The organism is Chryseobacterium sp. ZHDP1 (assembly GCF_018603435.1).
Classification (GTDB): domain Bacteria; phylum Bacteroidota; class Bacteroidia; order Flavobacteriales; family Weeksellaceae; genus Chryseobacterium; species Chryseobacterium indicum.
In genome coordinates, this window is sequence record NZ_CP075682.1 from 1,862,009 (window position 1) to 1,886,336 (window position 24,328).

The following is a 24,328-nucleotide window of genomic DNA, read 5'->3' on the forward strand; positions in this document are numbered from 1 at the left end:
TTTTATTTTCTTTTGTTAAATTGTATTCCTTCTCCCTGAGTTGGCAGTCTGTTGAAAACATTATTATTGAATGAGTTCACATTATTATTCAGTCTGTTTACATTCGTCTGTATCTCGGAATGATAGGGATTTGCGGTTCCAAAAATTGAGTTTCCGCCGGAATTATTCTGTTTCAGAATATCATTCAGATTATGTTTAGCAATGCTGTCACTGGATTTTGAAGGTAGTCTTCTTTCCAGAATAGAAGTCTTGGCTGTTCTCTCCGTTTTTAATCCTTCTGTCTGTTGTCCGGACAAAAATGATACTGTAAAAAGCATTAAAACAAAAATCAGACTTTTACTTTTCATTGATAACAATGCTAAATTTTTCTTTATTATTCTCTTTCCTTCCCTGTTCCGTATCCTTTTACGATTCCTCTTGGAGAATTCTGGATAAACTGAAGAATTTCATCTCTTTCAGCCGTCGGAAGCATTTCTTTTTCGATGTAAAGCAACGCTTGGGAAACATTCATTTTCATCTGGAAAATTGCTCTGTAAATTTTCTGAATTTCAAAGATTTTCTCATTGGTAAATCCTCTTCTTCTTAAACCTACGGAATTAATTCCTGCATAAGACATCGGTTCTCTTGCCACTTTTACATAAGGCGGAATATCTTTTCTTACCAGAGTTCCTCCCGAGATCATTACATGTTTTCCGATTTTCCCGAACTGATGGACAGCCGACAGACCACCCATCACAGTATAATCCCCGATTTCCACATGACCTGCAATACCACAACCGTTTACGATGATCACATGATCTCCGATTACACAATCATGAGCAATGTGGGAAGTTGCCATAATAAGGCAGTTTTTTCCAATTTTGGTAAAACCAAGGGCTTTTGTTCCCCTGTTTACCGTTACACATTCTCTGATCGTTGTTTCATCGCCGATAATTACCTGCGTATCTTCACCATCAAATTTCAAATCCTGAGGAATCGCAGAAATTACCGTTCCCGGAAAAATTCTGCAATTTTTACCGATTCTTGCACCATCCATGATGGTAACATTGGGACCAATCCATGTTCCTTCGCCAATTTCCACGTCCCCTGCAATTGTAGTAAAAGGTTCTACGATTACATTTTTGCTGATTTTCGCACGTTTATCTACGGCTGCTAATTGATGAATCATTTAATCAACTTTATTTTTTGCAACTTGGGCCATAAGTTCTGCTTCTACCGCTACTGTATCTCCTACGTAACCATAACCCTGCATATGAACAATTCCTCTTCTGATAGGCTCTATCAATTCAATCTTGAAAATAAGCGTATCTCCCGGAATTACTTTTCTCTTGAATTTTACTTTATCTATTTTAATAAAGTACGTAGAGTAATTTTCAGGATCCGGAACGCTTGCCAAAACAAGAATTCCTCCGGTCTGTGCCAAAGCTTCTACCTGTAAAACTCCCGGCATTACGGGTTCTTTCGGAAAATGTCCAACGAAGAATGGTTCGTTCATTGTAACATTTTTAAGACCTACAACGTGAGAATCTGAAAGTTCAAGAATTTTATCAATCAATAAGAACGGTGGTCTGTGAGGCATCAGTCTCATGATTCCGTTGATATCGAAAACAGGTTCTTTTGTTAAATCAAAATCAGGAACATTTTTCTTTTTCTGCAATTTCCACTGACGGTTCAGTTTTTTTGCAAACTGTGTGTTTACGTAATGTCCCGGTTTGTTGGCTATTACTTTTCCTTTTATTTTCACTCCTGCCAAAGCCAGATCACCGATCACATCGAGTAATTTGTGTCTTGCGGCTTCGTTGGGATAGTTTAAGTTCAAATTATCAAGAATTCCGTTTGGTCTTATCGATACGTTATCTTTACCAAAGGCTTTCTTTAGTTTTTCTGTAGTTTCCGGTGTAAGATCTTTATCTACATAAACAATCGCGTTGGAAATATCTCCGCCTTTGATCAAACCGTGATCTAAAAGCATTTCCAGTTCGTGTAAAAAGCTGAATGTTCTTGCTGATGAAATTTCTTCTTTAAACTCAGAAATATTTTTAAGCGTAGCATTTTGAGTTCCCAAAACTTTGGTCCCAAAATCTACCATCGTTGTAACTTCGTAGGTATCTGAAGGAATAATGGTGATCTCAGATCCTGTAGCCGGATCGCTGTAGGTAAGAACTTCTTTTACCACAAGATATTCTCTTGCTATATTTTGCTCTACTACTCCTACGCTTTCGATTGCTTCTACAAAGAATTTTGAAGAACCGTCTAAGATCGGCGGTTCGGAAGCATCCATTTCAAGAATGGCATTATCAATATCACAGCCTACCAAAGCCGCTAAAAGATGCTCACAAGTTGTGATCTTTACTCCCAGTTTTTCTAATGTTGTTCCTCTTTCTGTAGCTACAACGTAATTAACGTCTGCTTCGACCTGAGGATGCCCTTCCAAATCTGTTCTTACGAATACGAAACCTGTATTTTCTTTTGCAGGTTTCATGGTTAATTTTACTTCTTTACCAGTATGAAGTCCGATTCCGGAAAGTGTCACTTCCTGCTGAAGTGTTTTTTGCATATCACTCATTAGTTTAATCTTTTGAGTTATTCTCGAGATTATTTATTCTTTTTACCACTTCAGGTAAGTTTCTGAAATGTACATAACTTCTAAGATAGTCGTTGTAGCTGATCGCCGGAGATCCATAAATGGTTTCTCTGTCGTTTACGCTGGAATTTACGCCACTCTGAGCCTGTATTTTTACCTGATTTCCTATTTTGATGTGTCCTACAACACCTACCTGACCTCCAATCTGGTTCCAGTCTCCGATGGTTGTAGATCCTGCAATTCCGGCTTGTGCGGCAATTACATTGTTTTTTCCGATTTTTACGTTGTGTGCGATCTGGATCAGGTTATCAATTTTAGTACCTTTTCCGATTACGGTAGAACCAATGGTTGCTCTGTCTATACTGCAGTTGGAACCAATTTCCACATCGTCTTCAATGATAACGTTTCCTAACTGCGGAATTTTTTTGAATCCGTCCGGAGTCGGCTGAAATCCGAAACCGTCTCCTCCGATTACGGTATTGGAATGAATAACACAATTGTCTCCGATGATGCAGTAATCGTAAATTCTCGCTCCACTGTCAATTTTACAGTTTTTCCCGATCTTCACCCCTTTTCCGATGTAAACCTGCGGATAAATCTGGCTTCCCTCTCCCACTTTTGCCTTTTCTGAAACGTAGGTAAAAGCTCCGATATACACATCTTCTCCGATTACGGCAGTTTCATGAATGGATGAACCATTTTCGATTCCTTTTCTTCTTCCCTGCATTTCCTGATATAAATTCATGAGAACCTGAAAAGAAAGATAAGCATCCTTTACTGCAATAACAGTAGGAAGGTAAGAATCTTTTGAGATAAGCTTTTCCGAAACAATGATAACGGAACATTTTGAAGTCTCTAAATAATGCGAAAATCTATCCTGCGCGATGAAAGAAAGATGTCCTGTTTCCCCGCTTTCTATAGGCGAAACTCCAGTAATAAGTGCATTCTCGTCACCTATTATTTTTCCGTCGATAAAACTTGCAATTTGCGAAGCTGTAAATTCCATATTCTGCAAAGATAAGAAATTCTGTAATTCGCAAACATTTTTTAGTTTTCGGAACGTGAATTTTAATATTCTTTAAGAAATAATGTGTGAAATATTTCTTGGAAATGTAAGAATATATCTTGTGGTTTTATTTATCATCAAGCCCGATAAAAGCTGGTCTTCCGATTCGTCAAGACGTATTTTTTTACCGTTTTTCTGCAACAGATAAATCGGCTGTTTTTCGGTATCGTAAGGAAGGAGTTTTCTTTTTATTTCGTGTACGAGTTCGCTCCCATTATCGATTCCGAAAAATTCATTCACATTCTTTATTTTTTCTTCAATAAAACCCGGCTCAAAAGGATGAGATGAAATAATGGTTTTCGGAAGGTTTCTCTGGATCACACATTTACACCAATACGAGAGAATCATATCCTCTGCATTCTGCCAGTTTTTCATTGCCTGAATAATATCATTGTCATCAAGTTGTGTAAAACGTTCCACATCTTCATCCGTGGCTGCACTTTTTCCGCGATGCAGAAAATATTTCAGGTTTTCAGTTGCCACCAAATCGATTCCCTGTGAAACCAGAAGCTTGGCTCTTTCCAGAATTTTAACCAAAAGAAATTCTGCCAGAGCGGATGTTTTATGATAATACACCTGCCAATACATAAACATTCTGGCCGTGAGGAAATTCTCAATAGAATAAACGCCTTTTGCATCAATTACCAGCTCGCCCTCATCACAGACGTTCATCATGGAGATGATTCTTTGTGTATTGATGCTTCCTTCGGAAACTCCCGTAAAAAAGCTGTCCCGTTTCAGATAATCCAAACGATCGACATCAAGCTGTGAAGAAATAAGCTGGTTGAAAAACTTTCGGTGGTATTTTCCCTGAAACATTTCGATAGCGCAGGATAATTCTCCGTTAAATTCATCATTCAGACGATTCATTAACAATAAAGACAGTTTTTCATGATGCCAATCGTCCATCAGCATACTTTCCAGAGCGTGGGAAAACGGACCATGACCAATATCATGCATTAAAATCGCCAACATTGCCCCTTTTTCTTCCTCTTCTGAAATTTTCACGCCTTTCTGCTTCAAGGTTTCCAAAGCCGTAAACATCAAATGCATGGCTCCCAAAGCGTGGTGAAATCTTGTATGTGTCGCGCCCGGAAAAATCAGGTTTAAAAGTCCTGTCTGCCCGATTCTTCTTAATCTCTGAAAGTAAGGATGCTCGATGATGTCGAATAAAATTTCATGGGGAATTTTGATGAATCCGTGAACGGGATCGTTGATAATTTTTAGCTTGTTCTGCATTGAAAACGTCTGTATTTGCAAACAAATTTAGGAATTTTATATTTTAGAGGTAATTAATTTTCATTAAACTGTTTGTTGTTTTAAAAGTAACTTTCTTTGTTGAATTTGTTTTTAACACAAAGTCCGCAAAGATTTTTTTTACAGTTGTGCTGCATATTTTCGTTCGGAAAGGCGTTTCACTCAGCAAAGGCTGGATAAAAATCTTCTCTAATAAATAGTTGTGCTGTTTGTGTTTAAAAGCTATCTTTGACTGAATAACCTTTTCATGAGAAAACTCTCACTCTTTATCATTCTATTTTTCTGTTTACAATTTTCAGCACAGGCTTTATCGGAAACCCAAAAGCTTGAATCGTTATGTAAAGTATGGGGATTTTTGAAATACTATCATCCGAATGTAGCAAAAGGTAAGTTTAACTGGGATCAGCAGTTATTTCAGAAAATTGATGAACTTGAAAATATTAACGATAAAGATCAATTGAATGAATTGTATTCTAACTGGATTGAAAGTCTCGGAAAAACTGAAGATTGTAAAAATTGTATAAATGATAACGATAAAGTTTATTTCTTAAAAAATTTTGATCTCGGATGGATGGATGATCAGCGTATTTTTTCTGAAAATGTAAGTGAAAAGCTGAAATTTATTGAGAACAACAGGAATATCGGTGAAAATTATTATTTCGGATTAAACGGAAGAAAGGTTTATTTCAAGAATGAAAATTCTTACGGATCGAAATTTACTTCAAAACAAATTGCCCTTTTTGAACTGTTCAGATATTGGAATTATGCAGAATATTTTTTTGCCTACAAATATAAAACCGATCAGAACTGGAATGATGTTTTACGAGAAATGATTCCTAAATTTCTTGCTGTTGATAATGATGAAAGCTATCATTTAACTTTAGCTGAACTTGTGACCAAAACGGATGATTCGCATGCTTTTTTATTTTCAAGGCTGATTAGTTTAAACCAATATGGAAGGAAAAATGTTCCGGTGCAGTATTCTTACGCGGAAGGAAAGCTTGTTGTAACGAAAGCCTATCCGAATATTTTCAATGAAGAAAATCCGCTGAAAACCGGCGATGTTATTTATGATATTGAAGGATTAACGATTCCTCAGAAAGTTAATTTATTTGGAAAATATATTCCAGCTTCGAATTCCTGGGGAAAGATCAACAAGTCGAAAATATCTTTTTCTGTATACCAATAAAGATTCACTTGAGCTTAAAATTGAAAGGAATGGCAAAAATTCAGCCTTAAAAGTAAAAACGTACTCACAAAAAGAAATTATCCGGGAAAATCCTCCGGTTCCTGAAAAATGGAAGTTTCTTGATGATGAAAAAAAGGTGGGTTATGTGAACATGGGGTTGATTAAAAGATCTGATTTGAATAACATGTTTGAAAATCTGAAAAATACGGAATCCATCATTTTCGACTCCAGAAATTATCCGAATATGACGATTTTGCCTTTAAGCAGATTATTGCTTCCAGAAAATAAAATTTACTATGAGTTTATTTTTCCTGAAACCCGGTATTTAAGCAAATTTTACCGCCGTAAAAACAGCATTGGAAGAAATAATCCGGACTATTATAAAGGAAATGTGGTCATTCTCGTTAATGAAGTTACCCAAAGTCAGGCTGAAACTACTGTAATGATGCTTAAGCAGCATCCGAAAGCAAAAGTAATCGGAGGCTATACTTCCGGCGCAAACGGTGATGTCATTTCATTTAATATTGCCGGTCTCGAAACGTGTTTTACAGGTTTGGGAGCCTATTATCCGAACGGAAGAGAAACGCAGCGCATCGGGATTATTCCGGATATTATCGTACGACCGACCGTGAAGGGAATACAGCAGGGAAAAGACGAAATTATGGAAAGAGCTCTGGAATATTTAAAAAGTGGAAATTAAATAAAAGAAAAACGTAATTATTCCGTTATTTCATTTAACTTATATTTAACTTTACGTCTGCGGATTTTGGCAGATTTTAGAATTAATTGGTCAGCAATTTGATACAATAACCATGTAAAAAAATAATTATGTCGGAAAAGATATTATGGATAGATGATGAAATAGATCTACTTAAACCACACATCGTTTTTCTTGAAAAAAAGGGATATCAGGTAACTCCCGTTAATAACGTTAATGAGGCTCTGGAACTTATGGACTCGGAGAAGTTTGCGCTGACGCTGATTGATGAGAATATGCCCGGAATTTCAGGTCTTGAAGCGATTCCGATGATTAAGGATAAAGACAACTCACTGAAAATCGTTATGGTAACGAAAAGTGAGGAAGAACATATCATGGAAGAAGCAATCGGATCGCAGATTGCAGATTACATCCTGAAACCGGTAAATCCTAACCAGATTTTACTGTCATTAAAGAAAAATCTTCAGCAGGATAACCTTGTGGAGCAGAAAACGATTCTGCAGTATCAGCAGGAATTCAGGAATCTTTCTATGGAGCTTTCTTATTTAAGAACGTATCAGGATTGGGCGGAATATTATAAGAAAATTCTTAACTGGGAAATTAAATTTGATAAAGTAACGGATAATGAGTTTGCGGATCTTCTTCAGTCACAAAAAGAGGAAGCCAATATCCAGTTTGCCAAATTTATTGAAAAAAATTACGAAGACTGGCTTCACGATTCGGATAAACCGATCATGAGCCATACGCTTTTCAAGGATAAAGTGAAACCTGAGGTTGAAAAAGATAAGGTTTTGCTTCTGATGGTTGATAATCTTCGTTATGACCAGTGGAAAGTTATTGAACCTTTATTTACGAAGTATTACAACAAGGTTTCTGAGGATTATTATTACAGTATTCTTCCGACTGCAACCCAATATGCAAGAAATTCTTTTTTTGCAGGTTTAATGCCTTCAGAGATTGAAAAACGTTTTCCTGACAAATGGTTTAACGACAATGAAGAAGGAAATAAAAACGAATTTGAGCGCGATTTTCTTGAAGATCAGATGAAAAGAATCGGTTTAAGCTCGAAATCCATGAAATATCTGAAAGTATTGAATGCTGATTTCGAGAGAAAGATTTACGACGATTTTAACCAGCATAAAAACAATGATCTATTGGTAATTGTTTATAATTTTATTGATATTCTTTCTCATGCGAAAACGGACAATCATATTGTAGATCAGCTGATCCGTGATGATAAAACCTTCAGATCTTTAACGTTGAACTGGTTTGAGAATTCTTCTTTATTGAAAATCATCAAGGTTGCCGCAGAAAACGGTTTCAAACTGGTGATTACTACTGATCACGGAACAGTTTACGTAAAAAAACCGAGTAAAGTTGTAGGAGACAGAGAAACTTCTACGAATATCCGTTACAAGACCGGAAAAAGTTTAACGTATGACGACAGTGATGTTTGGGCAATTACGAATCCTGAAAAGCTGTTTTTACCGAAAGGAAATTTAAGTTCTAAATATATTTTTGCGAAGAATAATATTTTCCTTGCTTATCCAAAGAACTATAATCACTTTGTAAATTACTATAAAGAAACGTACCAGCATGGAGGGATTTCACTGGAAGAGTGTATCATTCCATTCAGTATTTTGGAACCCAAGTAGTTTTTCATAGTTTGACTTCGGGTGACGAGAGGGGCGGAAAAAATCAAAGATTTTTTCCGCTTCTTTTTTATTAATACTTTTGAATTATGAAATTAATCACTTATAACGTCAACGGAATCCGTGCTGCTTTTACGAAAGATTTTTTAGGCTGGCTGAAAACGGCTGATCCGGATATTATCTGCATTCAGGAGAGTAAAGCAGGAAATGACCAGATCGATATTGAAAGTCTCGAAAAACTGGGATATCACAGTTACTGGCATTCCGCAGTAAGAAAAGGCTACAGCGGCGTTGGAATTGCGTCTAAAATAAAGCCCAACCATGTAGAATACGGCTGCGGTATTGAAAGCTATGATAATGAGGGAAGAATCATCCGTGCAGATTTTGATGAATTTTCCGTCATTTCTGTATATGTTCCTTCTGCTTCAAATATCGAACGGCTGGATTTTAAAATGCAGTTTTGCCATGATTTTTTAGAGTACATTAAAAATTTAAAGAAAGAAATTCCGAATCTGATCATTTCAGGAGATTTTAATATCTGTCATGAAGAAATAGATATTCATAACCCGAAAGGTTTACAAAATGTTTCCGGCTTTTTACCGATGGAAAGAGAATGGATGACGAATTTCATCAATGAATGTGAACTGATCGACAGTTTCAGGTTTTTTAATAATGAACCCGACCATTATACATGGTGGAGTTACAGACAAAATTCCCGGGAAAGAAATAAGGGATGGAGACTGGATTATAATTTCACTTCCTACAGTTTAAAAGATAAGCTCTCCAGAGCCGTTATTTTGAAGGAAGCCGTACATTCTGACCATTGTCCTGCGCTGGTAGAATTAAGCCTTTAAAACAAAGCAAAAAGCCAACTGAATCAGTTGGCTTTTTAAAATTTAAATCATAAATTTTAGTCGACAATTTCATATTCCACCGGAATTGTACCTCTGCCGGTATCTCCGATTTCATCGAACGCTGCCTTAGACATATCTAAAGCTCTTGATGAATGGTAAGGTCCTCTATCATTTACTTTCACTATTACCTCTTTACCATTATTAAGGTTGGTTACCTTAATGTTTGTTCCAAATGGAAGCGTTCTGTTGGCTGCGGTGAACTTTGCATTATCAAAGATCTCTCCGCTTGCTGTTTTTCTACCGTTAAATTTATCGTGGTAGTACGATGCATAACTTGTTTTTTTCGCATCTATGGCATTCATTTTGAAAGAATAAATACCAAGGGTTGAAATCATCATTATGATTACGAGAATGAATCTTTTCATCATTTTGAAATTTTATTGGTTTTGACAGGGGCAAATCTATAAGGAATCTTTTAAAGTGCCTACTTTATTTGTTAACAAGTGTTAATGAAAATAAAATTTTATGTTAATATTTTTCTTAACGCCCTATAAACAGGCTACTTAAGGCACAGTGTTAAAAAGTGTTAAAAAACAAAAGCAAAAGTTAACAATTTTAACTAAATAATTAAGATTAAGATTTTTTTAACATAATTATTCATCTACCAATCAATAAGTTAATGAATTTTAGCATTTGTTTTCCAACAAATAAATTTTAAATCAATTGGATGATCTCACGGTTATACTGACCTACAATCAATATGAATTAGTATGAATTCAGGATAATAATATTTAGCATTTGATTTTTAAAAATCCTTTAATCAAAAAACATTTTAAAGCATTCTGATTATTTAAACTATAAACATCGCAAAGGCGCAAAATATTCATTAAATACGTTCTCCTCTTAAGCTGCAAAGATTTTATCTACGATGAAATTAAGATTGAATCCTTATTAAAAATCTTTGACTTTACTGCGTTTTTAAGACTTAAGATTAATAAAAAATTTAAACAAATTCATCAATAAAAAAACCAATGAGAAGTCTCATTGGTTTTGTATATAGATATTTTTAAAATATTATTTGAAATATTCAATAATATAGTCATAAGTATCTGCAGGATAAACAACAGACATGCTTGGAGAACCTGTAACTGCCGCACCGGTTGTTGAATCATAAGAATATAATTCTTTAGAGAAAACTATTTTATTTCCGGTAGAAGCCTTTTTAAAGATTGTAATTCCGTACATTGAAGTAAGACCTGTTGGAACAGCTAAAGTTACCGCTGTTGAACTTCCTGTTGTAGTAAACTGTCCTTTATATGCATAAACAGGATTACCATCTACCAATGTGTTTGTTGCAACACCGGCTAAAGCGTTATTTACAGCATTAAATTTTGCAGAAGCAGCACCTAATGGCAACCATCTTCCATTGGCAATACTTGTAGACTGACCAGGATTAGAGAAGTAATAAAACCCTGGAGTTACAGCTACCTGAACACCTTGTCCTGAAACAGTATTACCTGTACCGCTATTGTAAACAATCATACCATCAAAAGCAGTTGGGAAAGTTACACCATCTAAATTTGTTGTTTTAAATGTCCAGGTTACCAAGTTAGTAGTTGGAAAATACAATCCTTTTCCAACATTATTGGCAGTACCTGTAGATGCTGTATCGAAATTAGAAGAAGCATCAAAGAATGGATTTTCTCCAGTAATATTATTAGCTACGATACCATTACTAGCTACCTGAGCAGATGCAGAGTTAACACCCAATACCGTAAGGGAAATTCCTAATAAGGCTCTAAATATATTTTTCATTGCTTTGTTTTATTAAATATTAATGTATTATCTACTTGCACTGTTCCACCAGTTAGTTCCATCTGAAATAAACATAGCTGCAGAACCTCCGGCTAAGTTAGGAAAGTTCAAAGGCCATGCAATACCATTTGCATTTGTAGGAGCTACAGCACCCCCCGTATTATTTCTAATCATAAGAACTCTACCAGTATTTGCTCCTGTCGGGCTTGGTAATGCAAGCTGTCCGCTAATAGCATTATTTGTAATAACAACTAAATAGTCGCTAGAATTCCAGTCTACGTTAGAAGAACCTGTATATGTTCTTACACTGGTAGCGTATACAGCACCCTGTGTCTGGAAATTACCATTCACGATAGTTTTTGCTGTTCCCGTAGAAAAAGTTAAATTATTGTTGTTTTGTGTTACAGTTCTATTTCCTGCTAAAGTACCATCATTAAGATAAATACTTGTATCAGTAGCAGAACCTCCTCCACCTACGGCAACCCAAACTGAGTTTGTTGCATCATAGTAGTAGAATCCAGTGGCAGTAATATTTACTGCTTTTCCAGAAGCAGCACCATCAGCAATTGAGGAAACAAATGCCAATGCCCCGTTCTGTGTTGCAGTATACACAGCATCTTTTGCCTGTAACTGACCTCTTGTCAAACGAGGGACCAATAATGCGTCCGGCTTAGTTGCGTCAGTAGGAGTACCGACAACATCTAAAGTAGCAGCGGGAGTAGTTGTATTAATCCCCACTCTTCCTTGCTGAGCCTGAGCGATTGCTACAAATCCGACTAACATAGTCGCTGTTAATAAAAATTTTTTCATAAGTTTTTAAAGATTTTAAATTACATTTTAACTAACGAATGTGTTTCTCAGATCAGGGTGCCATCCCCAATGTGTGCATCCATTAGTAAAAATAAAATATTTTTAATTATATAATTTCAAAAAACATTTTTTTTACATTTTATAAAAGCTTAATTGATAGCTTAATACTTATGTAAAATCTCTTTATAATGCAAAGTTAATATTTTTAAAATTATTTTCATAACAATAGATGAAAAAGTTTTAACAATTTAATTTACAAAAACAAAACAATATTGATAATCAGTAAATTAAAAAATTAACAATCGTGATTTCATAAATGTTAATTTTTATTAATAAATCAATAACATTATATTAATCAGAACAATATACGTCTTTTTTTAATAAAAAATCAACTAATTGGGAATAATTTTAAATTAATTCTCCATACAGATCAAACTCCTCAGCCGAGGTAATCTTTATCTCCGCAAAATCTCCGATAGAAATATATGTATTTTCTGCAGAAACCAAAACGGTATTGTCTATGTCCGGAGAATCGTATTCTGTTCGTCCAATAAAATAATTTCCTTCTTTTCTGTCGAAGATGCATTTATACACGTTCCCAATTTTCTCCTGATTTTTCTCCCATGAAATCTGAGACTGGATTTCCATAATTTCTTCCACTCTGGCTTCTTTCACTTCCTGCGGAACATCGTCTTCCAATACATAAGCTCCTGTATTTTCTTCGTGAGAGTAAGTAAAGCATCCCAGTCTGTCGAATCTCTGTTCTCTTACCCAGTCTTTAAGCTCATTGAAAATTTCCTGAGTTTCTCCGGGATAACCAACGATAAGCGTTGTTCTGATCGCCATATCCGGAACTTTTTCTCTGAATTTTGAAAGAAGAGCATCCGTTTTTTCGTGAGTAGTCCCTCTCTTCATCGATTTTAGTAAATCTGAATTGATGTGCTGAAGAGGAATATCTATATAATTACAAACTTTGGGTTCTTCTCTAATGATATCCAGAACATCTTCCGGAAATCCGCTCGGAAAAGCATAATGAAGACGAATCCATTCAATTCCTTCCACTTTTACCAATTCTTTTAAAAGGTCTCCAAGCGCGCGTTTTTTATAAATATCTAAACCATAATAAGTAAGATCCTGCGCAATCAAAATCAGTTCTTTGGTTCCTTTTTTTGCCAATTTCTGTGCTTCTGTAACCAGTTTTTCAATCGGAGTTGAAACGTGACCTCCTCTCATGAGAGGGATTGCACAGAATGAACAAGGTCTGTCGCAGCCTTCGGAAATCTTTAAGTATGCGTAATGTTTTGGTGTAGTGGTAAGTCTTTCCCCAACCAATTCATGTTTGTAATCTGCCCCTAAATGTTTTAATAAAATAGGAAGATCTCTCGTCCCGAAATATTGATCAACATCCGGAATTTCTCTTACCAGATCCGGCTTATATCTTTCCGAAAGACATCCTGTTACAAAAACTTTCTCAACTTCTCCCCTGTTTTTTGCTTCTACATAATCAAGAATCGTATTAATAGATTCTTCTTTTGCATTGTCTATAAATCCGCAGGTATTAATTACAACGATGTCTCCTTTGTCTTCATGTACCACTTCTTTACCATTGGCTTTAAGCTGACTCATTAAAACTTCGGAATCATATACATTTTTGGAACAACCCAACGTTACTACATTTATTTTTTTCTTCCCTACGGATTTTGTACGCATCTTTTTGATTTTGAGTTTGCAAAGATACAAAATATTGAAGAGTCTGTATTAAAAAATAAAAACCACTTCAATAAGTGGCTTTCATAATATTAAAAATTCTTTTCTTTAAAGCTTGCTGCATTTTCATCCTTTTCAGAAAGTACAGCTTCACTGTCAGAGATTTTCCAGTCGATATTCAGATCCGGATCATTGTATTTTACACATCCTTCTGATTCTTTATTATAAAAATTATCGCATTTATATGAGAAAACGGCAGTTTCGCTTAAAACAGAAAATCCATGTCCGAAACCTCTTGGAATATAAAGCTGTGTTTTATTTTCCGCCGTAAGCTCAATCCCAAACCATTTTCCGAACGTTGGAGAGTCTTCTCTAAGATCTACCGCTACATCCCAGACTTTCCCTTCCAGACAGGATACCAGTTTTGCCTGTGCGTGTTCTCCTTTCTGTAAATGAAGCCCCCTCAAAACACCATAAGAAGATTTTGAAATATTATCCTGAACAAAATGTCCGTTCATTCCGGTAAGTTCCTCAAATTTCTTTTCATTGAATTTTTCGAAAAAATATCCTCTGTCGTCTTCGAAAATTGTCGGTTCTATAATATAACAGTCCTTTAAAGGAGTTTCTTTTATTTTCATAACTTTTATTTCTTGAATCAGTACTTATTATAGTTGATATTGTTTTTTCAAGCTCCATTTCAATCCGAGATAAATGATGCCTACGGGAATAAAAATCACAGGAATAATAATCCAGATTGCCCAGTGTGAATATATTAAAAATAAATTTATAATTGCCTGTACCAAAGCATAAACAAAACTTATCAGCAGATGGGAAACCTTTTTTTCGTTGGCAAAGAGCTGGTATAAATGTCTTCTGTGTGCCTCAAATATATTTTCTTTAAGCAGTAATCTTTCTACTATGGTAAGAACTACTTCGATTCCGTATACGGAAAGAAGAAATATATATTTATAGTCCTGAGTTTTCATAATTAATAAGGTAATAAGACCGATTACCCAAAAAGCGATTGCCATACTTCCGACATCACCCGCGAAACATTTTGCTTTTTTTCTGAAATTAAAGAACAGAAAAACGACGCAGGCTAAAACAGGATAAAGAATAAAATTTTCATCGGTGAATGAAATTACCTTTTCATTAATGTACAATAATGATGATAAGCCCACTAAACTGTATAAACCCGTCATTCCGTTGATGCCATCCATAAAGTTATAAGCATTCAAGGTACCAATAATCAGAATAAACAGTATGGGCCAAACCCAAATTGGCATTAAATTAAATGCTCCTGTAAAATACAGTAATAAAACTACAGAAATAAAATGAACGGAAAGCCTTATTTTATTTGAAAGGGTTACAATATCATCTATAAAACTGATCGTACTTATTGCCAGTAATCCTAAACCAAATGACCAGTAGTTTTCTATGACTTCATTAAAATTAAATGCAGAAAATATAATGAAAGCAACAGGAAAAATAATTCCTCCTCCTCTCAATGTGATTTGTGTATGTGCACTTCTGTGATTAGGCTTATCTATAATATTGTATTTATCTGCTATTTTAAAATAGATGAGCATAGATATAAAAAGCAGAATTGTTACGATTAAAAATTCCATAGTTTACAGTTGAAATTTTTCTATTACGTTTGAAGGATTATAATTTAATTCTCTCTTTATTTTTTCATTAGAAAATGTAAGAGAATCTGTTATTTTTCTTAATTTCAAAGAATTAATTGGAGCTTTATTTCCCAATAAGTCACCCACTAAAGCCATTGATGTTGCCAGAAAAAAAGGAATACTTTTCGGAGATTTCTTTTTTAATTTGGCTGATATTTTTTCAGAGATTTCTTTAAAAGCAGGATTTGCATCATCACAAACATTATAAATTCCACCCTCTTTTCCCAGCATTTTCACGGTTATCTCAGCAAAATCTTCCACCCAGAATACACTTTTTCTTGCTGTTCCTCCTGCAATATTAAAATATTTTCCCGATTTAATCGCTTTAATCATATCTCCCAGATTACCCGGAGGATTGGGTCCTGCAATTAAAGAAGGTCTGAGAATGAACAGTTTTACATTCTTTTCTTTGCACCATTTAGTAAGAAATTCCTCTGCCATCAATTTGCTTTCAGCATAAGGCGTGTATCCTTCCAATGGCATATCTTCAGTTATATTTTCACCGAAATCTTTACCATAAACAGCCACTGTGCTTATAAAAACAAAATATTCCGGCAGATTTTCTTCCAAAGCATTACAAAGGTTTTTTGTTCCTTCAAAATTTACTTTGTAAAATACACTTTCTTCTTCCTTAGTTTTAGGAACAGAATGCGCTTTACCAGCAGCATGAAAAATAATATCAAACTTTTCTTTAAAAGGAGTTATGGCATCGGTAATATTAAATATATAATCTGCATTGGAAGTTCCAAAGGTCTTTACTTCAAAATTTTTCTTCTGAAGCAAAGGAATTACATTTTTTCCCAAAAAACCGTTGGCTCCTGTAAATAGCACTTTCATTTAAATAATATTATAAAATTTATTCAGCATGATCTCTTCTGAAAATTTTTTCTCTGCTACTTTTCTTGCTTTTTGTTTCATTATTTCTAATTCTTGAACAGACGTTTCATCGAAAGAATTAAAAAAATCCAGAATGTTCTGTTCTTCAAAATGCTGAAATGAATACCCTATATTTTCTTCTCTTAAAAGTAAATCTATTTCGCTGTTTTTTTCTCCAACATATAAAACCGGTTTTCCGGCAGCTAAAATATTGTATGTTTTTGAAGGAACTCCCAATCCGAACATTTTAGGCGCTAAACTTACAAATGACACATCTGCCTTATTTAATACCTGAAGCTGATCTTCTCTTGAATAAGCTCCGTCAAAGAAAACATTCTTCAGCTTATTTTCCTCTACATATTCCAACATTGTATTCTTAACAGCTCCTTCTCCGACAAAATGAAAAACCAGACGATTATTTTTCACTTTTTTTATAATATGCAATAATTCAATTAATCCCTGAACTCTTCCTAAATTTCCGGCATACTGAAAGATGATCCTGTCTTTTAAAGATGAATCCTCATTAAGTACTTCTTCTTTCAAGAGCGGATAAATACCTTCCGTATCTCCCCAGTTTTCAATGATCTCAATTTTCGAATGGCGGTTATATTTTCTGATTTTAGCTTCAATAACTTGCTGCATATCTCTGCCTAATGTAATCAGCAGATCAGCTTTTGAATACGCTTTATCAAAAATACTTCTGAGAACTCTGTATAGTACTGACTTTTCAGATTTAATGATTCCGGCAGGAATGGTATTTTCGGGAAAAACATCATGAACCAGAATAATTAATTCTATTTTTTTTAATCTTTTAAGGATTGAAACAAGCAGAATTAAAGGCGCCGGATTCGTAACCATAAAAACCTTTTCTCCCTTTTTAACGTTTTTCCAAAGATAAAAAAAGATAGAAAGAGACAGAAAAACAAATCTTAGAGATCTGCTCAACAGACTGTTTTTGTTTCCGCCCCATCCTTTTATTCTGTGAACATTTACGCGGGAATCCAGACTAAAATGACTGCTTTTCTTTTGCTTGTCATACACAGGATCTCCACAAACAACTTTTACATCATACTTTTCCGAAAGTCTGTTTGCTATTTTTGTGAGTATAAAAGAAGTTGAAGTTTCTTCAGGATAAAAAAGTTCGGTTGCGATCCAGAGATTTTTCATTATTTTTTGCTCCAAACAACTCTGTTAACGTAATCCGTATAACTCAGAATAATTCTTACCATTTTCTCTGAAACATTCGGCATTGAATAATCTGAAACCGGTCTGTAATTTCTTTCTGTTCCTACTTTCTGCTGCTGAAGCTGCGTTAATCCCTGTAAGATTCTTTCCGGAGATAAACCGACCATCATTACGGATGCTTCTTCCATTGCTTCCGGTCTTTCGTGTGCATCTCTGATATTTAAAGCACGGAAATTTAAGATAGAAGACTCCTCTGAAATAGTTCCAGAATCTGATAAAACAGCATAACTTCTCATCTGTAACGCATTATAATCATGGAATCCAAGCGGTTTTAAGAACTGAATTTCCGGTCTTACCTCAACCTGCTTTTTATCGATCATGTTTCTGGTTCTCGGGTGTGTAGAAACAATGATCGGATAACCAAATTTTTCTGCAATGGCATTTAAACTTTCTATTAATCCGTTGAAGTTTTTCTCAGAATTAATATTTTCTTCTCTGTGGGATGATACCACAAAGTATTTTCCTTCTTCTAAATTCAGACGGCTTAAAACATCTGAACTCTCGATCTGAGGAAGATAATGATTCAGCACTTCAAACATAGGAGAACCCGTTTTGATGATTCTGTCTGCAGGAAGACCTTCTCTTAAAAGATATTCTCTTGCGATGTCTGAATAGGTTAAATTAATATCTGCAGTGTGATCTACAATTTTCCTGTTGGTTTCTTCCGGAACCCGCTGATCGAAACATCTGTTTCCAGCTTCCATATGGAAAATAGGAATCTGTCTTTTCTTGGCAGGAATGGCACAAAGACAAGAATTGGTATCTCCTAAAACCAAAAATGCTTCAGGCTGCAATTCTTCCAAAAGAGGATCTATTTTAATTAAAATATTTCCCACCGTTTCTGTTGCCGTTTTACCTGCTGCTTCCAGAAAATAATCCGGTTTACGAAGTCCCAAATCTTCAAAAAAGATCTGGTTCAGCTCGTAATCGTAGTTTTGACCTGTATGGACGATAATATGTTCAATGGCTTCGGAAGCATCCAAAGCTGATAATACTCTTGATAGTCTAATGATTTCCGGTCGTGTTCCTACAACCGTCATTACTTTTAGTTTTTTCATTGTATTTTTTTTGCCTTTGCAAAGATAAATTTTAATGTCTGTTTATTGGAGAAGCCCGTGAAGTTTATAATTAAATATTATTAAACTTCCACAAAATAGGTATCTGAATCTTCCGGATTAAAGGGTTCATTGATCCAGAAAATAGTGTACAGTTCTTCTTCTCCGATGTTTTTAATATTGTGGGTATACCAAATCGGCATATCTACATAAGCGGGTTCGTTTCCGTCTAAATAAAAATCTAGGACCTCATCGCTGTCTATTTTTCTTAATTGAATAAGGGCTTTGCCTTTAATTACCGCAAATCTTTCGATTTTTCTTGTATGAAAATGGTTTCCTCTGGTAATTCCCGGAACCGTAGTGGAAAAAGAACACTGTCCGCCGATTCCCAAACGAATTACTTCCACAAAAGCCCCTCTCGGATCGGTGTGCTGTGTAAATTTTACGGGATAATGATTTTTAATATCAAAATAACAACGGAATGTATTGAAAAGATTAAGATCGAATTTCGTTTCCAACACCGGAATTTCTCCGTTATCAAAATAAAGCTTTTTGTAATTTTCAAGTTTAGCTAAAACTTCAGAAACTTTATTTACGGATGTGTGAGGAACTTCATATAATTCGTTGGTTTCTGCAACTTCAATCTGATTGATGATTTCCTGAACAAGTTCTCCGACATAGATTAATTTTACTTCTCCATCATTATCAATCACAGGATTTTCGCCGTGGGTAAGTTTATGACAGAATGTTGCGATGAAAGAATTGTAATTCGGTTTTCCAAAAGGTCCGAAAACGTTAGGAATAATCATCCCTGTAAATTTACCTCCATTGTTTTTTGCCCAGTCTGCAAATAATTCTCTGCCTTCTTTTTTAGATTTACCGTACAGATTATCTCTTTCTTCCTGAGAAGATGATGAGAAAAGAACGTGTGCTTTTGATCCTGTTCTCTGTAAAGAGTCTGTCAGTTTTTTAACAAGCTCTACATTATTATTGAAGATTACTTCCGGATCGGGGTGACGATTCATGGCTGCAAGATGTACAATAACGTCGCACTGCTTTACGAAGTCGTCCAGTTTTTCAGGAGATTCGAAAAAATCTCTTTCGAAAGAAATTCTTTCAAATTTTTCAGGCTGTAAGCCCAAAGTGTTATATAAATGCGAACCAACGAAGCCGTTCTGTCCGGTAATTCCTATTTTTTTCATTGCTGTAAATTTTTAAAGTAATCAATAGAAAATCGATAATCATCTTCTATTTCTCCCAAAGCATAATCTGCCATTACCAATAATTTTGATTCTTGCACTTTGGATTGAATAGCACTTGCATATCCTTGTGGAATATGAAGAATATCCAACTGATCTGCATGAAGTTCAAATTCCAAAATTTCTGAATCTTTTGAGGGTGTTTCCCAATGATCAATTTTTATTAATCTTATGATAAAGATTCCCTGTAATGCAGAGAACCATCGCTGTTCAGTTTTGTGACCTGTCCAACCTCTTATAAAATCTGTATCTTTATTTTCGATACAGTATATTCTTTTAATTGCCGAAACATCAAAGTTATTGTTAAAAAACAAACTGCCTCTTTCGTCAGAATATTTTCCTCCTTCTATGATTGCAGGAATAGCCATAATAAAAATTAATCAGGATATTGCATTATATCTTCTCCCAGAACTTCTTTTCTGATTAATGGGAGTTTTAATAAAAGTTTTTTCATTCCTTCAACATCTTCCTGTTTTGTATTATGAGAATGGTAGTCTTCTATTTTGGAAATATCTTCTACCCCTTCTGAAAAATACTGTGCGTAATTAAGATCTCTGTTATCGGCAGGGATTCTGTAAAAATCTCCCATATCTTCGGCTTTCAGCATCTCTTCACGCGTACAAAGGGTTTCGTAGAGTTTTTCACCGTGTCTCGTTCCGATTACTTTTACCGGATTATCGGCTTTAAACATTTCTTTCAAAGCCTGAGCAAGATCTCCGATAGTTCCTGCAGGCGCTTTATTAACGAAAAGGTCTCCTGAGTTTCCGTGTTCGAAAGCAAAAAGAACTAAATCTACCGCTTCCTCTAACGACATTAAGAATCTTGTCATACTCGGATCTGTAATGGTAATGGATTCGCCACTTTTAATCTGTTTTACAAATAACGGAATTACCGATCCTCTGGAAGCCATTACGTTTCCATATCTTGTAAGGCAAACTGTTGTATTTTCCAGATTACGTGATGCGGCAACGGCTACTTTTTCCATCATTGCTTTGGAAATTCCCATTGCATTGATAGGATATGCGGCTTTGTCTGTACTTAGACAGATTACTTTTTTTACATTGTTTTTAGCTGCGGCATCAATTACGTTTTGGGTTCCTTCCACATTGGTTTTTACAGCCTGCATCGGGAAAAATTCGCAGGAAGGCACCTGCTTTAAAGCTGCGGCATGAAATACATAGTCTACTCCTCTCATTGCAGGTTCTACACTTCTGTAATCTCTTACATCTCCGATATAGAATTTCAGTTTATCGCTTTTAAACTGGTTTCTCATATCATCCTGCTTTTTCTCGTCGCGGGAAAAAATACGGATTTCTCTGAAGTGATCTGTATTGATGAATTTTCTTAAAACAGCCGTTCCGAATGAACCTGTTCCACCTGTGATAAGAAGGACTTTATTTTGTATTTCCATAATTTATATTTTAATGCAGTAAAGAAATTAATGTATTGATTTCATTCTTTACTTTAGACTCTGAGTTGATTGTATTTTTTTGCAAAGATAGTGATAATGCTTCAGTAATAGAATCTACTTCTAAAGGATTAAAAACCAGACTTGGCTTGCAGACAGCATAGGTATAAGGTAAATCTGCACCGATTATCTTACAGCCGTTTTCTATAGCTTCCACTAAGCCTAGACCGAAACTTTCTGTAAGGGATGGGAATATGTGATATTCTGATTCTGTGTATAATTGGCATAAAGAATTTCGATCTACGAATCCAATATTTTCAACAGGATATCCCTGATTTACTTTTTCATTAATTGAATTTAATATTTCAGAGGCATCATCAGGAATCGTTAGAATGAGTTTTCCTTTTTTGTGTTTATCATAAAATTTCGCAAATGCTTCAATCAGCCTAAGATGATTTTTGTGTTTTGATACATTGCTGACATAAATATACTGATGCTCTTTTCTGATATTTGTTTTAACTTCTGAAGTGAAAGGCGGATAAAAGGGAATGACCAAAATATTACTTCCCTGAATCCCATATTTTTTTGACAGCTTTTCTTTAACCAACTCTGTCTGAACCAGCCAGTAATCTGTATTTTTTTTGAAAGCATTCAGAAAACGTGTTTTGATGTAGTATATCTTTTTGCTTATAAAAGACATTTCTTTTGGAAGATCCAAAAATAAAAGCTGATGAAAGTAGGTATAAACTTTAGCGGAAGTTTTAATATTAGGAGGAAGATTTCCGAAACACAGTATCGAAGAAAACTTATTTTTATTTTCTTTGTAGAAGTTTCTTCTTTTTATTAAAGAAGCCTTTAAGTATATTACTTTATTTTTTTTTAACTGTAATTTTTCTTTCTGAATACGTTCATCCAAAAGATAAAAAACTTCTTTATCGGTTTTCTCCAGTTCTTCAATAAGATAATCTAACAGAACTTTCCCACCGCTGTTGTTGATGTATAATGCGTCTATTAGTATCATGATTTACTTAATATTTTGAAATATAATTTTATATACAGGTTAGCCACATTTTCTACAGAATATTTTACTACGTTTTTTTTACCTAATAATGTTAAACGCTGCCTTTCTTCCTTGTTATTTATAAGGTCTTTTATTGCAGAGCGAATGCTTTCAACTGAATATGGATTAACAAGTAGGGCTCCTTCTCCTGCTACCTCATTCATTGGAGATAAATCCGATGTTATAACGCAACAATTTTGAGCCTGCGCTTCTAATATAGGCAAGCCAAAGCCTTCGTAAACAGATACAAAACATAAAATATGAGCTTTTTGATAACATTTTAACAGCTCACTTTCTGTAATACCAACCAAATTATCGTATTTGAATTTATTTTCCATCAAATACATCTCTTGTATAGTTGATAAATTACCTACTATTGTTAAATGTATGTTGAGTCCTTTTAATGCTCTAAAAACTCTATCTATATTCTTGTTTTGTCTCGTCCCTACTATTAAAATATTAGGAATATCACTTATTTCCTTAACCTCATCTTTTTTATTAATTTCAATGGAAACACAATTAGGTATTACCGTAATTTTATCTTTAGACCAGGGTATTAAGTTAACAATTTCTTGCTTTGTCTTTTCGGATATTGCAGTAATATATTTCAGTTTTCTAATGGGCAGATAAACCCATAATAAAAAGTATAACTTTCTTTTAACACCCTTCATCTGTTCTAATCCTACTAAATCGTGGATTGTAAGTACTGTTCTATTGGCATCTAAAAACAAACTTGCCCAATGGATGTCTCCTGTAATATGATTTATTTGTGCCTGATTTTTTCTAAAATATAACATGGATCTAAACATGCTAACAAAAGAAAAATTATAGGGATTAACAATTTTATAAGTTTTTACACCTTTTTCCTCTATGGATTTTATGATAATGTCAAATAATTTTTCGATACTTATTTGATGACTATTATATGCTCTGAAAAAATAATTTATTTTCATTTAAAAAATTCCAAAAATTGTTTTATAAGGGATAAATAAGTGAGGATATGGGGCTATATTCTTGCAAAACAAAAATATAGAAAATAAAATAATAAAAGCTAAAAAAATATGCTGTAAATATTTCTGATTTAACAATTTTAAAAGAGTAACATAACTTATACATTCAAAAATTAAGAAATAAGTTCCAGCTCTTGAGGCTAAAAAAGGAATTGTATAAAAAAGAATATAAAATATCAACGAAAACCAACTAATATTATATAAAATATTAAAGATTGGACGAAATTTATGCTCAGTCTTAAATATTAAAAATAATATCACAAGTAATGCTCTTCGCAAAAAACCTAGTATTATATTGGAATCTACAGGTATAACTACATTTTCAGTTGTTTTATATTTGTTTATGAGATTAGAATAAGCTTGAGGGATAAAATTGTCTATATTAAAAATTATGTAGCTATTAATGTTAAAAGCTAAAAACAAAAAAGCAATCACTAGACAAGAAATCCAAAAACTATATGCTATTCGATTCCTAAATAAAGCTATAGGTAAGAAAACTATAGCGGAATAATGAAAACCACAGGCAATAAGAACAGATAAAAAAAACAAAAAATAATTTTTAAATGATGCACTATTAATAAAAAAAGTAAAAAAGGTAAAAAAAACGATGACGGCTGCCATCAACTGCCTGTTGCTTCCCATAAGACCTATAGAAATACAAAATAATAATAATAATGATATTATCGGATAAGGAGAAACTTTCTTTAAAACAATCCCTATTAATAAATAATAAATGAAATAATAAATAAATAGAAATAGGTGATATGGTAATTTTAAAACTACAGCTAATTTTGAAAATATTGAATATAAAGGTTCATATCTTGATTGATAATTTTGATGAGTAAAATAATTTTGATAATCATAATAATAAAAAAAATAATCTGTACCACTACTATACTTAATTGCCTCTAAGATTACGAGATATATTAAAAAGAAATATAGTATGATATTCTTTCTCGTTTTTATCAAATCAAAGAATGATAAGATCGAAAATACAATTAGTAAAAATAGAGTAAGTAATATCATAATAATTAATAATATCTAAATACAAGCAATTCTATTAATTATGTAATTT

The 24,328-nt window shown here is 34.1% G+C and carries 24 protein-coding genes; 4 read left to right on the top strand and 20 right to left on the bottom strand.

The annotated features are described in order from the left end of the window. Window positions 1-2: 2 nt before the first annotated feature. From KKI44_RS08505 to KKI44_RS08525, 5 genes are all read right to left on the bottom strand, one after another. Window positions 3-347, bottom strand: a complete 345-nt coding sequence (locus tag KKI44_RS08505; protein ID WP_250902180.1) for a hypothetical protein — start codon at window positions 345-347, stop codon at window positions 3-5. 26 nt (window positions 348-373) lie between these two features. Next, window positions 374-1,168, bottom strand: a complete 795-nt coding sequence (gene lpxA, locus KKI44_RS08510; protein WP_076395592.1) for an acyl-ACP--UDP-N-acetylglucosamine O-acyltransferase — start codon at window positions 1,166-1,168, stop codon at window positions 374-376. After that, on the bottom strand, window positions 1,169-2,566 hold the full coding sequence (locus tag KKI44_RS08515; protein WP_087709291.1) for a bifunctional UDP-3-O-[3-hydroxymyristoyl] N-acetylglucosamine deacetylase/3-hydroxyacyl-ACP dehydratase: 1,398 nt from the start codon (window positions 2,564-2,566) through the stop codon (window positions 1,169-1,171). A gap of 4 nt (window positions 2,567-2,570) precedes the next feature. Continuing rightward, window positions 2,571-3,590: a UDP-3-O-(3-hydroxymyristoyl)glucosamine N-acyltransferase gene (gene lpxD, locus KKI44_RS08520; RefSeq protein WP_185204981.1), complete on the bottom strand. Its 1,020-nt coding sequence runs from the start codon at window positions 3,588-3,590 to the stop codon at window positions 2,571-2,573. 72 nt (window positions 3,591-3,662) lie between these two features. Then, a complete protein-coding gene (locus tag KKI44_RS08525; RefSeq protein ID WP_214590617.1) occupies window positions 3,663-4,889 on the bottom strand; it encodes an HD domain-containing protein in 1,227 nt (408 codons plus the stop codon). Window positions 4,890-5,154: 265 nt separating this feature from the next. On the opposite strand from KKI44_RS08525, the gene KKI44_RS08530 reads away from it, so the two are divergent. The 4 genes from KKI44_RS08530 (at window position 5,155) to KKI44_RS08545 (ending at window position 9,320) form a co-directional block, all read left to right on the top strand. Beyond that, a complete protein-coding gene (locus KKI44_RS08530) occupies window positions 5,155-6,096 on the top strand; it encodes a hypothetical protein (protein WP_214590618.1) in 942 nt (313 codons plus the stop codon). Beyond that, window positions 6,020-6,796 carry a S41 family peptidase gene (locus KKI44_RS08535; protein ID WP_214590619.1) on the top strand — a complete coding sequence of 259 codons (777 nt, stop codon included), beginning with the start codon at window positions 6,020-6,022 and terminating at the stop codon, window positions 6,794-6,796. Before KKI44_RS08530 ends, KKI44_RS08535 begins: the two co-directional genes overlap by 77 nt. A gap of 128 nt (window positions 6,797-6,924) precedes the next feature. Further along, complete coding sequence (locus KKI44_RS08540) at window positions 6,925-8,469, top strand: PglZ domain-containing protein (RefSeq protein ID WP_214590620.1); 1,545 nt, start codon at window positions 6,925-6,927, stop codon at window positions 8,467-8,469. 86 nt (window positions 8,470-8,555) lie between these two features. Continuing rightward, complete coding sequence (locus KKI44_RS08545) at window positions 8,556-9,320, top strand: exodeoxyribonuclease III (RefSeq protein WP_214590621.1); 765 nt, start codon at window positions 8,556-8,558, stop codon at window positions 9,318-9,320. A 56-nt stretch (window positions 9,321-9,376) separates the two neighbouring features. Here KKI44_RS08545 and KKI44_RS08550 read toward each other — a convergent pair whose 3' ends face one another. The 15 genes from KKI44_RS08550 to KKI44_RS08620 all read right to left on the bottom strand — a co-directional run bounded on the left by KKI44_RS08550 (window position 9,377) and on the right by KKI44_RS08620 (window position 24,279). Beyond that, window positions 9,377-9,748: a septal ring lytic transglycosylase RlpA family protein gene (locus tag KKI44_RS08550; protein WP_214590622.1), complete on the bottom strand. Its 372-nt coding sequence runs from the start codon at window positions 9,746-9,748 to the stop codon at window positions 9,377-9,379. A 646-nt stretch (window positions 9,749-10,394) separates the two neighbouring features. Further along, on the bottom strand, window positions 10,395-11,135 hold the full coding sequence (locus KKI44_RS08555) for a hypothetical protein (RefSeq protein WP_214590623.1): 741 nt from the start codon (window positions 11,133-11,135) through the stop codon (window positions 10,395-10,397). Between the two features lie 27 nt (window positions 11,136-11,162). Continuing rightward, complete coding sequence (locus KKI44_RS08560) at window positions 11,163-11,945, bottom strand: hypothetical protein (protein ID WP_214590624.1); 783 nt, start codon at window positions 11,943-11,945, stop codon at window positions 11,163-11,165. Window positions 11,946-12,353: 408 nt separating this feature from the next. Then, a complete protein-coding gene (gene rimO / locus KKI44_RS08565; RefSeq protein WP_214590625.1) occupies window positions 12,354-13,655 on the bottom strand; it encodes a 30S ribosomal protein S12 methylthiotransferase RimO in 1,302 nt (433 codons plus the stop codon). An 89-nt stretch (window positions 13,656-13,744) separates the two neighbouring features. Beyond that, window positions 13,745-14,290 (bottom strand): dTDP-4-dehydrorhamnose 3,5-epimerase, encoded by a 546-nt coding sequence (rfbC, locus tag KKI44_RS08570; RefSeq protein ID WP_087709307.1) that lies wholly within the window; start codon window positions 14,288-14,290, stop codon window positions 13,745-13,747. Between the two features lie 27 nt (window positions 14,291-14,317). Further along, window positions 14,318-15,280 carry an MraY family glycosyltransferase gene (locus KKI44_RS08575; protein ID WP_214590626.1) on the bottom strand — a complete coding sequence of 321 codons (963 nt, stop codon included), beginning with the start codon at window positions 15,278-15,280 and terminating at the stop codon, window positions 14,318-14,320. Between the two features lie 3 nt (window positions 15,281-15,283). Beyond that, window positions 15,284-16,177: an NAD-dependent epimerase/dehydratase family protein gene (locus tag KKI44_RS08580; RefSeq protein WP_214590627.1), complete on the bottom strand. Its 894-nt coding sequence runs from the start codon at window positions 16,175-16,177 to the stop codon at window positions 15,284-15,286. Then, window positions 16,178-17,383, bottom strand: a complete 1,206-nt coding sequence (locus tag KKI44_RS08585) for a glycosyltransferase family 4 protein (protein WP_214590628.1) — start codon at window positions 17,381-17,383, stop codon at window positions 16,178-16,180. After that, complete coding sequence (gene wecB / locus KKI44_RS08590; RefSeq protein ID WP_214590629.1) at window positions 17,383-18,519, bottom strand: non-hydrolyzing UDP-N-acetylglucosamine 2-epimerase; 1,137 nt, start codon at window positions 18,517-18,519, stop codon at window positions 17,383-17,385. The genes KKI44_RS08585 and wecB overlap by 1 nt, the downstream gene beginning before the upstream one ends. 80 nt (window positions 18,520-18,599) lie before the next feature. Then, window positions 18,600-19,718 carry an NAD-dependent epimerase/dehydratase family protein gene (locus tag KKI44_RS08595; RefSeq protein WP_214590630.1) on the bottom strand — a complete coding sequence of 373 codons (1,119 nt, stop codon included), beginning with the start codon at window positions 19,716-19,718 and terminating at the stop codon, window positions 18,600-18,602. Further along, the gene (locus KKI44_RS08600) at window positions 19,715-20,143 is read right to left on the bottom strand and encodes a WxcM-like domain-containing protein (RefSeq protein WP_214590631.1); all 429 of its coding nucleotides are present in this window, start codon (window positions 20,141-20,143) and stop codon (window positions 19,715-19,717) included. The genes KKI44_RS08595 and KKI44_RS08600 overlap by 4 nt, the downstream gene beginning before the upstream one ends. 8 nt (window positions 20,144-20,151) lie before the next feature. After that, window positions 20,152-21,186, bottom strand: a complete 1,035-nt coding sequence (locus KKI44_RS08605) for a polysaccharide biosynthesis protein (RefSeq protein ID WP_214590632.1) — start codon at window positions 21,184-21,186, stop codon at window positions 20,152-20,154. A 10-nt stretch (window positions 21,187-21,196) separates the two neighbouring features. Then, window positions 21,197-22,204: a glycosyltransferase gene (locus KKI44_RS08610; protein WP_214590633.1), complete on the bottom strand. Its 1,008-nt coding sequence runs from the start codon at window positions 22,202-22,204 to the stop codon at window positions 21,197-21,199. Beyond that, window positions 22,201-23,196 (bottom strand): glycosyltransferase family 4 protein, encoded by a 996-nt coding sequence (locus KKI44_RS08615; protein ID WP_214590634.1) that lies wholly within the window; start codon window positions 23,194-23,196, stop codon window positions 22,201-22,203. Before KKI44_RS08615 ends, KKI44_RS08610 begins: the two co-directional genes overlap by 4 nt. After that, window positions 23,197-24,279 (bottom strand): EpsG family protein, encoded by a 1,083-nt coding sequence (locus KKI44_RS08620; RefSeq protein ID WP_250902181.1) that lies wholly within the window; start codon window positions 24,277-24,279, stop codon window positions 23,197-23,199. Window positions 24,280-24,328: the final 49 nt, after the last annotated feature.